The sequence below is a fragment of the Sphingomonas sp. genome, from assembly GCF_035555815.1.
In the GTDB taxonomy this organism is placed as follows: domain Bacteria; phylum Pseudomonadota; class Alphaproteobacteria; order Sphingomonadales; family Sphingomonadaceae; genus Sphingomonas.
In genome coordinates, this window is sequence record NZ_DATMGG010000086.1 from 1 (window position 1) to 12482 (window position 12482).

9 protein-coding genes are annotated in these 12482 nt (G+C 69.4%); 4 read left to right on the top strand and 5 right to left on the bottom strand.

Annotated features, from left to right (window positions below; genetic code table 11):
- The 4 genes from VNR91_RS04880 to purH all read left to right on the top strand — a co-directional run.
- Window positions 1–1065: RsmB/NOP family class I SAM-dependent RNA methyltransferase (locus VNR91_RS04880; protein WP_325489661.1), on the top strand; the 1065-nt coding region annotated here is incomplete at its 5' end.
- A 39-nt stretch (window positions 1066–1104) separates the two neighbouring features.
- A complete protein-coding gene (gene rpe / locus VNR91_RS04885) occupies window positions 1105–1761 on the top strand; it encodes a ribulose-phosphate 3-epimerase (RefSeq protein WP_325489662.1) in 657 nt (218 codons plus the stop codon).
- A complete protein-coding gene (locus tag VNR91_RS04890) occupies window positions 1758–3494 on the top strand; it encodes a heparinase II/III family protein (protein WP_325489663.1) in 1737 nt (578 codons plus the stop codon). The genes rpe and VNR91_RS04890 overlap by 4 nt, the downstream gene beginning before the upstream one ends.
- Before the next feature lie 8 nt (window positions 3495–3502).
- A complete protein-coding gene (gene purH, locus VNR91_RS04895) occupies window positions 3503–5086 on the top strand; it encodes a bifunctional phosphoribosylaminoimidazolecarboxamide formyltransferase/IMP cyclohydrolase (protein WP_325489664.1) in 1584 nt (527 codons plus the stop codon).
- A 6-nt stretch (window positions 5087–5092) separates the two neighbouring features.
- Here purH and VNR91_RS04900 read toward each other — a convergent pair whose 3' ends face one another.
- From VNR91_RS04900 to VNR91_RS04920, 5 genes are all read right to left on the bottom strand, one after another.
- Window positions 5093–6610 (bottom strand): lipopolysaccharide biosynthesis protein, encoded by a 1518-nt coding sequence (locus tag VNR91_RS04900; RefSeq protein WP_325489665.1) that lies wholly within the window; start codon window positions 6608–6610, stop codon window positions 5093–5095.
- Between the two features lie 40 nt (window positions 6611–6650).
- The gene (gene polA / locus VNR91_RS04905; RefSeq protein WP_325489666.1) at window positions 6651–9422 is read right to left on the bottom strand and encodes a DNA polymerase I; all 2772 of its coding nucleotides are present in this window, start codon (window positions 9420–9422) and stop codon (window positions 6651–6653) included.
- 39 nt (window positions 9423–9461) lie between these two features.
- On the bottom strand, window positions 9462–10157 hold the full coding sequence (locus VNR91_RS04910) for a 2OG-Fe(II) oxygenase (RefSeq protein ID WP_325489667.1): 696 nt from the start codon (window positions 10155–10157) through the stop codon (window positions 9462–9464).
- 191 nt (window positions 10158–10348) lie between these two features.
- A complete protein-coding gene (locus tag VNR91_RS04915) occupies window positions 10349–11461 on the bottom strand; it encodes a serine hydrolase (protein WP_414712376.1) in 1113 nt (370 codons plus the stop codon).
- Between the two features lie 124 nt (window positions 11462–11585).
- A partial coding sequence (locus VNR91_RS04920; RefSeq protein ID WP_325489669.1) for an FAD-binding protein occupies window positions 11586–12482 on the bottom strand: 897 nt, incomplete at its 5' end.

Below are 12482 nucleotides of genomic sequence, written 5' to 3' on the forward strand. Positions count from 1 at the left end.
GACGCGCTGATCGATTCGGCGACTCGCCAGCCGCTGCCCGACGATGCCAAGGCGCGCACCGCGCTGCGCATCGCGCTGGCGCAGATCCTGTCGCTCGGCACCCCGCCGCACGCCGCGATCGCGACCACGCTGCCGCTGGTCGACGGCGGCCCGCGCAAGCTGGTCCACGGCGTGTTCGGCACGCTGATGCGGCAGGGCGTGACGCTGCCCGATCCGCCGACGTTGCCGGCCGATGTGTCGGCGCGGTGGGGCGATGCGTGGGGGGCGGCGGTGGTCGATGGCGCGCGCCGCGCCATCGCCGCGCCGCCGCCGCTCGACCTGTCGCTCAAGGCCGATGATGTGGTGCGCCCCGATGGCGAGTCGCTGATGCCGCGCCACGTCCGCGTGGCCGAATCGGCGGCGGTGCCGGCGCTGCCCGGTTTCGACGACGGCGGCTGGTGGGTGCAGGATCTCGCCGCGTCGTTGCCGGCGCGGCTGCTCGGCGAGGGCGCGGGGACCGTGCTCGATCTGTGCGCGGCGCCGGGGGGAAAGACGCTCCAGCTCGCCGCCGCCGGCTGGGACGTCACCGCGCTCGACATTTCCGAAAGTCGTCTGGCGCGACTTCGCGAGAATTGCGCGCGCACCGCGCTGTCGGCGCGCGTCGTCGTCGCCGACGCGCTGAAATGGACCGTCGACGCGCCGTATGACGCGATCCTGCTCGACGCGCCGTGCAGCGCCACCGGCATCTTCCGTCGCCATCCCGACGTGCTCCACCGCGTCACCCCGCGCCTGATCGCGGAGATGGCCGAGCTTCAGCGCGCGCTGCTCGCCCGCGCCGCCGGGTGGGTGCGGCCGGGCGGGCGGCTGGTCTACGCCACCTGCTCGCTGGAACCGGCCGAGGGTGAGGCGCAGGTCGAGCGTTTCCTGGCCGAGCACCCAGATTTCGCGATCGATCCCGCGCGCACCGACGAATTGCCCGACGGAATCGCGGCGCATCCGCGCGGATGGGTGCGTACGCTGCCAGGCGCGCTGGCGGCGGCGGGCGGGCTCGACGGCTTCTTTATCGCGCGGCTGATGCGCGGCTAAACCTTGCCCATGGCGTCGCGCGTGCTACAGGCTCGCCCGATGCCCGTTCGCATCGCCCCTTCGATCCTGTCCGCCGATTTCGCTCGTCTGGGCGAGGAGGTCCGCGCGCTCGACGCCGCCGGCGCCGACTGGATCCACGTCGACGTCATGGATGGCCATTTCGTCCCCAACATCACCATCGGCCCGGCGGTGGTCAAGGCGTTGCGCCCGCACACCGCCAAGCCGTTCGATGTCCACCTGATGATCTCACCGGTCGATGGCTTCCTCGACGCCTTTGCCGAGGCGGGGGCCGACCAGATCACCGTCCATCCCGAGGCGGGGCCGCACATCCACCGATCGATCCAGCGGATCAAGGCGCTGGGCAAGCGCGCCGGCGTGGTGCTCAACCCCGGCACCCCGGCCAAGATGCTCGACTATCTGATCGACGACGTCGACCTGGTGCTGGTGATGAGCGTCAATCCGGGGTTCGGCGGCCAGAGCTTCATCAGCAGCCAGCTGCGCAAGATCGAGGCGATCCGCAAGATGATCGACAAGAGCGGCCGCGCGATCGACCTTGAGGTCGACGGTGGCGTCGATCGCCGCACCGCGCCGCTGTGCATCGCCGCCGGCGCCGACGCGCTGGTCGCCGGCACCGCGACGTTCGTGGGCGGGCCGGACTGCTACGCCGACAATATCAGGGCCCTTCGCGGCCAGTGAACGACGACGACGCGATCCAGCCCGCGCCGGACGGCATCGATCAGGGCAAGCGGCTGATCCGGGTCGGCGGGGACAATGGATTGTCGCTGGCCGAACGTATCGCCGAACGGCTCCAGCGGCTGGCGTGGCGCACCCCGTTCCACCGGCTGGCGCTCAGCGGGCGTCATCCGCTCAAGCTGATCGCGGTCGCCGACGATCCCTTCCCCGGCGATGTCGCGCGCGGGCAGGCGCTGATGAAGGGGATGCTGACGTTTCGCGGCGAGCGGCGGGTGGTCGACACGCTCGATCTGGCCCACCCCGATTTTTCCGCGCCCTTTGCCGATCATCTCCACGGGTTCGACTGGCTGCGCGACCTGTCGACCGTGGCCACCCGCGCCCAGGCCGCGCCGGTGGCCGAAGGGCTGATGCGCCAATGGCTCGCCGCGCACGCCGATACCGTGGCCGATCCGGCCTGGCGTGCCGACCTGATCGGGCGGCGCATCCTGGAGTGGATCGCGCACGCGCCGCTGATCCTGTCGTCGACTGACCTCGTCTATCGATCGAGCGTGCTCCATGCCCTCGCGCGCGGGGTGCGCCATGCCGAGAGGACCGCCGATCGCGTGCCCGCCGGGCCGGCGCGGATCGCGGCATGGAGCGGCGTGGTCGCGGCGGGATTGATGATTCCCGGCGGCGAGGCGCGGCGCACCATGGGCGAGGCGGCGTTGGCCCGCGCGCTGGCGGCGTCGATCACCAGCGACGGCGGCACGATCGGGCGCTCGCCACTGGGCCAGCTCGACGCGCTGATGCTGCTGGTCGCGCTGCGTGAGGTCTATGCCGCGCGCCGGCTGGAGGCGCCCGCGATGGTGAGCGATGCGATCACCGGCCTGGTCGCTCCGCTGCTCGGCGTGTGCCACGGCGATCGCGCGCTGGCGAGCTGGCAGGGCAGCGGGCCGATCGCGGGCGACCGGATCGACACGATCATCGCCATCGCCGGGGTGCGGACCCGCCCGCTGCGGCAGGCGCGCGAATGGGGGTATCAGCGGCTGTCGGCGCGATCGACGCTGCTGATCCTCGATGCCGCGCCGCCGCCGGTCGCGCGGACGCTGGCCGATGCCTGCGCCTCGACGCTGGCGTTCGAGCTGTCGGACGGCGCCGAACGGATCGTGGTCAATTGCGGCGGCGGCCGCATCGCCAGCGCGACGCTGCCGGCGCCGCTGATCCAGGGGCTGCGCAGCACCGCCGCGCATTCGACGCTTGTGCTGGCCGATTCAAACTCTACCGCGGTGCTGGCCGACGGCGCGCTGGGGCGCGGCGTCACCGAGGTCGAGCTGGTGCGCGGCGAGAGCGACGACGCCAGCCGGATCGACGCCAGCCACGACGGCTATGTCCGGCGCTTCGGCTTCACCCACCGCCGCACGGTCGCGCTGGGCAGCGACGGGCGCGACGTGCGCGGGGAGGATCTGCTGGTCCCGGCCGGGCGCAAGCGCGGCGCCGGCGACACGGCCTTCGCCATCCGTTTCCACCTTGCGCCCCATGTCGATTCGGCGATGACCGCCGACGGGCAGGCGGCACTGCTGCGGCTGCCCGGCAATCTGCTGTGGCAGTTCCGCTGCCGCGGCGCCGGGCTGGCGCTGGAGGAAAGCCTGTGGGTCGACGGCGACGGCCGCGCCCACCCCACCCAGCAACTCGTCGTCACCGGCAACGCTCCTCCCGGCGGGATGAGCGTGAGCTGGTGGTTCCACCGATCGAAATAAGGACTTTCATGGATCAGCTTCCGATCACCCGCGCCCTGCTCTCCGTCTCCGACAAGAGCGGGATCGTCGAACTGGCGCAGGCGCTGGCCCGCCACGATGTCGAGCTGGTGTCGACCGGCGGCACGGCAAAGGCGCTGCGCGAGGCCGGGCTGGCGGTGCGCGACATTTCCGACCTGACCGGCTTTCCCGAGATGATGGACGGGCGGGTCAAGACGCTGCACCCGGTGGTCCATGGTGGGCTGCTCGCGGTGCGCGACAACCCCGAGCACGTCGCGTCGATGACCGAGCATGGCATCGGCCCGATCGACCTGGTCGTGGTCAACCTCTACCCGTTCGCGCAGACGGTGGCGAAGGGTGCCGACCGCGACGAGATCATCGAAAATATCGACATCGGCGGTCCCTCGATGGTGCGGTCGGCGGCGAAGAACCATGCCTCGGTCGCGATCGTCACCGACCCCGCCGACTATCCCGCGCTGATCGCCGAGCTGGATGCGGGCGGCACCACGTTCGCCAGCCGCCGCCGGTTCGCGGCCAAGGCCTATGCCGCCACCGCCGCCTATGATTCGATGATATCGAGCTGGTTCTCCTTCGCCGATCAGGGTGAGGCCTTCCCCGACGACCTGAGCTTTGCGATGAAGCGCGGGCAGGCGCTGCGCTATGGCGAGAACCCGCACCAGTCCGCCGCCTTCTACGCGCCGGTCGGCCCTCACGCGAACGGCATTGGCCAGGCGCGCCAGGTGCAGGGCAAGGAGCTGTCCTACAACAACTACAACGACGCCGACGCCGCGCTGGAGTTGGTCAGCGAGTTCCGCGACGCCGATCCCACCGTGGTCATCGTCAAGCACGCCAATCCGTGCGGGGTCGCCACCGCCGCGACGCTTTCGGGCGCCTATGCCGAGGCGTTCGCGTGCGACACGGTATCGGCGTTCGGCGGCATCATCGCGCTCAACCGGCCGCTCGATGCGGAGACCGCGCGCGCGATTACCGGCATCTTCACCGAAGTGGTGATCGCGCCGGACGCCGATGAGGAAGCGCTGGCGCTGTTCGCGGCGAAGAAGAATTTGCGGCTGCTGCTGACCGGCGCGCTGCCGGATCCGGCGCGTGCCGGACTGACCGCGAAGTCGATCACCGGCGGCTGGCTGGTGCAGACCCGCGACAACGGCCGCGTGTCGGAACTCGATCTGAAGGTGGTGACGCAGCGCCAGCCGACCGCGCGGGAGCTGGCCGATTGCCGTTTCGCCTGGACGGTGGCCAAGCACGTCAAGTCGAACGCGATCGTCTATGCCAGGGACGGCGCCACCGCCGGCGTCGGCGCGGGCCAGATGAACCGGCTCGAATCGGCGCGGATCGCCGCGTGGAAGGCGCGCGACGCCGCCGACAAGGCCGGGTGGGGCGATCCGCGCACGATCGGGTCGGCGGTCGCCTCCGACGCCTTCTTCCCGTTCGCCGACGGGCTGCTCGCGGCGGTCGAGGCGGGGGCGACGGCGGTGATCCAGCCGGGCGGATCGATCCGCGACGAAGAGGTGATCGCGGCGGCCGACGCGGCCGGACTGGCGATGGTGTTCACCGGGATGCGCCATTTCCGGCACTGATCCCGCTCACGTCTCCGCGCGCGCCGTGTCCTTGAGGTCGATGGCATCCGCGCGGGGAACCTTGCGGAACAGCGCGCGATCCTCGGCGCCGAACGCCCATTTCCACAGCACGAAGCCATAGGTGATCGCGATCAGCGGCTCGCCGATCGCGAGTTCGGCCCATTCGAACCGCTTGGGCAGCCGTGTCATCAGGATGCCGACGGTCATCGCCGCCAGCGCCGCCCAAACCAGCGGCCAGCGCCAGCCCGCCACCGGCGCGCCGAGCAGGCGGGAGAGCAAATTGGCCTTGACGATCGAACCGGCGAGCAGCGCGACCATCAGCGCCACCGCGACCCCCGCCGCCTGAAAATTGACCGGCCAGCCGGCCCAGCGCATCGCCAGGATCAGCGCGAAGCTGAGCACGATCTGGAACAGCAACACGCCGGCAGAGATCATCAGGTTGCGGTGGCGCGCGATATAGACCAGCGCCGATTCACACACCGCGCCGGTCGATGCCAGCACTTCGGCGGTGAGCAGGAAGGCGAGCGCGGCGGTGCCGGCGACGAACTGCGGCCCGACCACGCCCATCACCGCTTCGCCGGGGATCGACCCCATCAGTGCCAGCCCGCCCTGCGCCGCCATGATCCAGAAGCCGACCTGGCGCACCTGCTTGGCGACGGCGGCGCGGTTGCCGGCCTTCAGGCTCTGGGTGATGACCGGCCCCAGCACCGGATCGAAGCTGGTCTTGAGCTTCTGCGGCAGCGACGCGACCTGCTGCGCCATATAGTAGATGCCGACGATCGACGGCGCGAACATCAGCCCCAGGATGAAGCGATCGACGTTGCGCGTGCCCCATTCGATCGCGTCGGCCCCGGCCAGCGGGGCGTTGCGCCGCGCCAGCGCGAACATCGTCGCGACGCGCGGCGTCCAACCGCGCGGCAGGCCATAGCTGCGGATGAAAGGGACCAGCGACGCGGTGAGCGCGGCCACCATCGACAGCACATAGGCCAGGATCAGCCCGTCGCGCGCGGACACGTAATAGAGCGCCCAGGCGGCGATGCTGATCGTCCACGGCTCGATCACCGCGCGCGCGGTGACGCTGGCCTGCACATTCATGCGATAGGCGAGCGCCGCCAGGCTGATGTCCGACCAGGCGATCGCGAAAACGATGCACGGCAATAGCCGTTCGAAGCCGATGACGTGACTATTGGGGTACATCACCTGCGGGAATGCGAACAGCACCGCCGAGCCGACGATCGACGCGACGAACGCCGCCAGCATCGCGTCCCACACCACATGCGCGTGCGGGCGGTCGGTCGATGTCAGCGCCTGCGCCAGCCCGCGCTTCAACCCCAGCGTCGCGACCATCGCCGCGAATTCGACCACCAGCACCGCCAGCGCGAACCGTCCGACGATCTCCGGGCCATAGAGTCGCCCGGCGATGAACAGGAACGGCAGCCGCGCGGCAAGCCGCAGTACGAAGCCGAAAATGTTGGTCCGCCCGCCCTTGGCCAGCGCGGCGATGTCCTGCTGCGACGCGGGCACTATGCGACTCCGGCCGACGGGCGCGCGATGAGTTTCGCGCTCAATGCGCCGCGCCCCAGCTTGGCCCGGTGCCGATGTCGATGCCCAGCGGCACGCTCAGCGTCACCGCCGGCTCGGCGGCGGTCGCCATCACCTCACGGATCACCGGGGTCGCCGCGGTGACGTCGTCTTCGGGCAGCTCGAACACCAGTTCGTCGTGGACCTGCATCAGCATTCGCACATCGGGCAGCCCGGCGGCGGCTAGCGCGGGTCCCATCCGCGTCATCGCGCGCTTGATGATGTCGGCGCTGGTGCCCTGGATCGGGGCGTTGATCGCCGCGCGTTCCGATCCGCCGCGCTCGTTGGGGTTGGGCGACTTGAGGCGCGGGAAATGCGTCTTTCGCCCGAACAGCGTGGTGGTGTAGCCGCGCTCCTTCGCCTCGCGCAGCGTGTCGGCGATGTAGCGGTTGATGCCCGGGAACCGTTCGAAATAGCGGTCGATCATCCCCTGCGCCTCGTCGGGCGTGACGTCGAGCCGACCGGCCAGCCCCCAGCGGCTGATGCCGTAGAGAATCGCGAAATTGATCGTCTTGGCGCGCCCGCGCGTGTCGCGGTTGACCTCGCCAAACAACTCCACCGCGGTCAGATTGTGGATGTCGTCGCCGCGCAGGAATGCCTGGCGCAGCGGATCGACGTCGGCGATGTGCGCCGCCAGCCGCAGCTCGATCTGCGAATAGTCGGCCGCCAGGATGACGTTGCCCGGCTCCGCGACGAAGGCGTCGCGGATCTGGCGGCCCACTTCGGTGCGGATCGGGATGTTCTGGAGGTTGGGATCGGTCGACGACAGCCGCCCGGTCTGGGCGCCGGTCAGCGAGTAGCTGGTGTGGACACGCCCCGTCTGCGGGTTGATCTGCGCCTGCAGCGCATCGGTGTAGGTCGACTTGAGCTTCGACAGCTGGCGCCAGTCGAGCACCTTGCGCACCATCTCGCGCCCCCCCGACCCATTGGGCGAATCCTTGTCGGCGGCGATCCGTTCCAGTTCGTTGACGTCGGTCGAATAGACGCCGGACTTGCCCTTGCGCCCGCCCTTGATCCCCATCTTGTCGAACAGCACGTCGCCCAGCTGCTTGGGGCTGCCGATGGTGAACTTGAACCCGGCGATGCCGTGGATCTCCTCCTCCAGCGCCGCGATCTGGTGCGTGAACTCGCTCGACAGGCGGCCGAGGATGCCGGCGTCGACCTTGACCCCGGCGCGCTCCATGCCGGCGATCACCTTCGGCAGCGGGCGGTCGACCATCTCATAGACCCGCGTCGCTTCCTCGAACGGCAGGCGCGGCTTGAACCGGCGCCACAGCCGCAGCGTCACGTCGGCATCCTCGGCGGCGTAGCGCGTCGCCGCCTTCAGATCGACCTCGTGGAAGCCGATCTGTTTCTTTCCGGTGCCGGCGACGTCCTTGTAGGCGATGCAGCTGTGCGACAGGTGCGTCGCGGCCAATTCGTCCATGCCATGCCCGTGCAGCCCCGCATCAAGCGCGAAGCTCATCAGGATGGTGTCATCATAGGGCGCGATGTCGACCCCCAGCCGCCCGAGCACGATCAGGTCGTACTTGAGGTTGTGGCCGATCTTGAGCACCGCCGGATCCTCCAGCAGCGGCTTGAGCCGGGCCAGCACCAGGTCGCGGTCGAGCTGGACCGGCTTTTCCGCGAACATGTCGCTGCCGCCATGCGCGACGGGGATATAGCAGGCGAGATTGGGATGAAGCGCCAGGCTGATCCCGACCAGATCGGCGCGGGTGGCGTCGACGCCGGTAGTCTCGGTATCGATCGCCACCCAGCCCTGATGGCGGGCGACGGTGATCCAGCGATCGAGCGCCTCCTGCGTCACCACCGTTTCATAGGCGTCGTGATCGCACGGCGGATCGTCGTCCTGCGCCACCGGCGGCTTCGGCGTCGCGACCGGGGCGTCGGCGACCGCCGACAGCCGCGCGACCAGCGACTTGAAGCCGTGGTGTTCAAGGAAGGCGCGCAGCGGCGCGTCGGGAATGCCCTGCAATTCGAGCGACTCGAGCGGATCGGGCAGCGGCACGTCGCACGACAGCTCGACCAGCCGGCGGCTCAACCGCGCCATGTCGGCATGGGCGATCAGATTGTCGCGCAGCTTGCCCGGCTTCATCGTCGGCGCGGCGGCCAGCACCGCCTCCACGTCGCCGTGTTCCAGGATCAGCTTGGCGGCGGTCTTGGGTCCGATGCCGGGCACGCCGGGGACGTTGTCGACCGAATCGCCCATCAGCGCGAGCACTTCGCCCAGCTTGTCCGGCCCGACACCGAACTTGGCCTCGGTATCGGCGGGGCCGAGCCGGCGGTTGTTCATCGTGTCGAGCATGTCGACCGACGGATCGGTCATCAGCTGCATCAGATCCTTGTCGGAACTGACGATCGTCACCTGCCAGCCCTGCGCCAGCGCCGCCTTGGTATAGCTGGCGATCAGGTCGTCGGCTTCCCAGCCCAGTTCCTCGATGCACGGCAGGCTGAAGGCGCGGGTGGCGTCGCGGATCATCGGGAACTGCGGCACCAGATCCTCGGGCGCCGGCGGGCGGTGCGCCTTGTACTGGTCGTACAGTTCGTTGCGAAAGGTATGCTCGCTCTTGTCGAGGATCACCGCCAGATGGGTCGGACCGTCGGCCTTGTGCAGCTCGTCGGCCAGCTTCCACAGCATCGTGGTGTAGCCATAGACCGCGCCGACCGGCTCGCCATGCTTGTTGGTGAGCGGCGGCAGCCGGTGATAGGCGCGGAAGATGTAGCTGGAGCCGTCGACCAGATAGAGATGGGGCATGGCGGGGGGATAGCAGGGGCGCCCCCGCCCCTCAAATCCTTAGCGCGCGTCGTGGAAGATGATTCCCAGCGTGTGCCGCAATCCCCGGCGGACCGTGCCGACGCCGTGCCGCATCGCCACCCGGTAATCGCCGCGCGTGCCCGCCACCGGACGGTGATGGACCGCGAACACCACCGCGTCGCCCTGGCGCAGCGGCGCGACATGCGCGCGCGATTGCATCCGCGGCCGCTGTTCGGTCAGCACGAACTCGCCGCCGGTGAAGTCGGCCTCCGGCGCGGACAGCAGGATGGCGACCTGAAGCGGAAAGACGTGATCGCCGTAGAGGTCCTGATGGAGCGCGTTGTAATCGCCGGGGCCGTAGCGCAGCAGCAGCGGCGTCGGCCGGGTCTGCCCGCCGTCGTGGCAGCGCAGGACGAACGCGGCGTGGGTATTGGGAAAGCGTGTCGCCAGCCCCATCCGCTCGTGCCAGCGGTTCGCGATCGGGGCGAGGCGGGGGTAGAGTTCGGTCCGCAGCGCGAAGACCGGCGCGGGCAGCGGATAGGCGAAATAGCGATACTCGCCGCGGCCGAAACCGTGGCGCGCCATGATCACGTGGCTGCGGAAACGATCGGGCGCGTCATAGAGCGCGGCGAGTTCGGCGCAGGCGGCGGGATCGAGCAGCCCCGGAAGGATCGCCCAGCCCTGGGCATCGAGATCGGCGGCCATCGCGGGCCAGTCCTGGTGGTGGCATGTCATGGCGACCGGCTAGCCGAGGTGGGACGCCGCGCGCTTCCCGTCGCTTGCCGGCGAACTCCGTCGTGTGATCGCTATCGCCGGACGTCGCGCCAGCGCGTTTTCCAGGCGGGTGGAATCAGCCGCTGACCCGAAAGCGCGTCAAATCAAAAACCCGGAGCAGCCGAGCCGACGCCGTCGGATCGGAATCCGCCCTAGCGCGCGATCGTCGCCGATCGGGTGTCGTGGGTCGCCACCACCGCGCGGACCACCGCCTGCATCAGCGCCTGCCGTTCGGGAATGGTGCGCTGGGTATCGCCGATCATGATCGCGATGGCATAGCTCTGCCCATCGGGCGCGGTGAGCAGGCCGACGTCGTTGTAGCCGGCGGTGCGCGTCAGCAGATTCTGCCCGGTGCCGGTCTTATGGCCGAAACTCCAGCCGACCGGCACGGCGCCGCGCATCCGCTGCGGCCCGGTCTTCGAGCTTTGCATCGTCCCGATCAGGTAGCTGGTCGATTGCGGCGACAGCAGCGCGCCGCGCTTCAGCTTGGCCAGCGCCGCGGCGATCGCGCTGGGCGCGGCGCCGTCGATCGGGTCGGCGACATAGCTCTGATAAGCGGCCTGGCGCACCCCGAGCGGCAGCTTGGCGCGCGCCGCCTCGAACGCGCGACCCATCGCATAATCCTGCTTCCATTCCAGCCCGGCGGTCTTCGACTGGAGCAGCCGCTCGCCGGGGCCGAAGCGAACGTTGTCGATGTCGTGGCCCGACAGGAAGCGGCGCACCGCCTCCGGCCCGCCGACATAGCGCAGCAGCCGGTCGTTGCAGGTGTTGTCGCTCATCGTCAGCGCGCGGTGGAGCAGGTCGCGCACCGTCGTCGCATAGACGCCGTCCTTCATCAGCGCGGCGACCGGCTGGTGGAACAGCGTCAGGTCGGCGCGGGTGATGGTGATCGGGTCGTTCAACGTGATCCGGCCGCGATCGACCGCGTCGAGCACGGTCATCGCCACCCACAGCTTGCTCACGCTCTGCTGCGGCATCCGGCGGTCGGCGTCGGCGCTGTCGACGCTCCACCCGCCATCGACGCTGCGGACGGCGATGCCGGCCAGCCCGTCGAAGCGGTTGCGCAGCGTGTCGATGCTGGTCTTCAATCCCACCGGCGCGGCGGCGCGGGGCGCCGGCGGCGGCACCGGAACCGAGGTGCGATAGGCCGGCGGCAGCAACGACGTCGGCGACTGCCCGTCCTGGTGCACGCCCGCGCCGATCAGCAGCGCCGGGGCCAGCCCGGTCAGCGTCAGTGCCCGCTCCAGCGTCGAAAATGTCGAAATCACAGCCACGCCTGCTCTACACCCTTGCCCGTTGTCATTTGACCGCAAGCGGCCGCTTGCGACAAGTGTCGCCGCCAAGTCGTTGCGACGGAACGACTCACCCTAGCGGTGGATGCGTGAACGGTTACGGAACAAGCACGGTATCGACCGCGTCGGGCAGCGTTTCGGGATAGTCCAGCGTGTAGTGCAGCCCGCGGCTTTCCTTGCGGTGCAGCGCCGACCGGACGATCAGCTCGGCCGATTGCAGCAGGTTGCGCAGCTCGATCAGGTCGGGGGTGACGCGGAAATGGCCGTAATAGTCGGCGACCTCCTCGTTCAGCATCTTGATGCGGTGCTGGGCGCGCTCCAGCCGCTTGGTGGTGCGGACGATGCCGACATAGTTCCACATGAACCGGCGGATCTCGGTCCAGTTCTGCTTGATGACGACTTCCTCGTCCGAATCCTCGACACGGCTTTCGTCCCACGGGCTGATCGGCGGCGGCGGCGGCAGATCGTCCCAATGCGCGGCGATATGCCGGGCGACCGCTTCCCCGAACACGAAGCATTCGAGCAGCGAGTTCGACGCCAGGCGATTGGCGCCGTGCAGCCCCGACTGGGTGCATTCGCCCGCCGCATAGAGGCCGGGCAGATCGGTGCGGCCGTCCGAATCGATGACGATGCCGCCGCAGGTGTAGTGTTGGGCCGGCACCACCGGGATCGGCTGGCGCGTCATGTCGATGCCCAGCCCGATCAGCTTTTCGTAGATGTTGGGGAAATGGTGCTTCACGAATTCGGGGTCGCGGTGGCTGATGTCGAGGTGGACGTAATCGAGCCCGAGCCGCTTGATCTCATGATCGATCGCGCGCGCCACCACGTCGCGCGGCGCCAGTTCGGCGCGGGGATCGAAATCGGGCATGAAGCGGTGGCCGTTTTCCGGCAACAGCAGATGCCCACCCTCGCCGCGCACCGCCTCGGTGATCAGGAAGTTCTTGACGTCGAGGTTGTAGAGGCAGGTCGGGTGGAACTGCATCATCTCCATGTT

Excerpts from the sequence above, each read along its gene's own strand:
- VNR91_RS04910 (WP_325489667.1), bottom strand. The coding sequence starts at position 10,157 with ATGACATGCCACCACCAGGACTGGCCCGCGATGGCCGCCGATCTCGAT.
- purH (WP_325489664.1), top strand. The coding sequence starts at position 3,503 with ATGGATCAGCTTCCGATCACCCGCGCCCTGCTCTCCGTCTCCGACAAG.
- rpe (WP_325489662.1), top strand. The coding sequence starts at position 1,105 with ATGCCCGTTCGCATCGCCCCTTCGATCCTGTCCGCCGATTTCGCTCGT.
- polA (WP_325489666.1), bottom strand. The coding sequence starts at position 9,422 with ATGCCCCATCTCTATCTGGTCGACGGCTCCAGCTACATCTTCCGCGCC.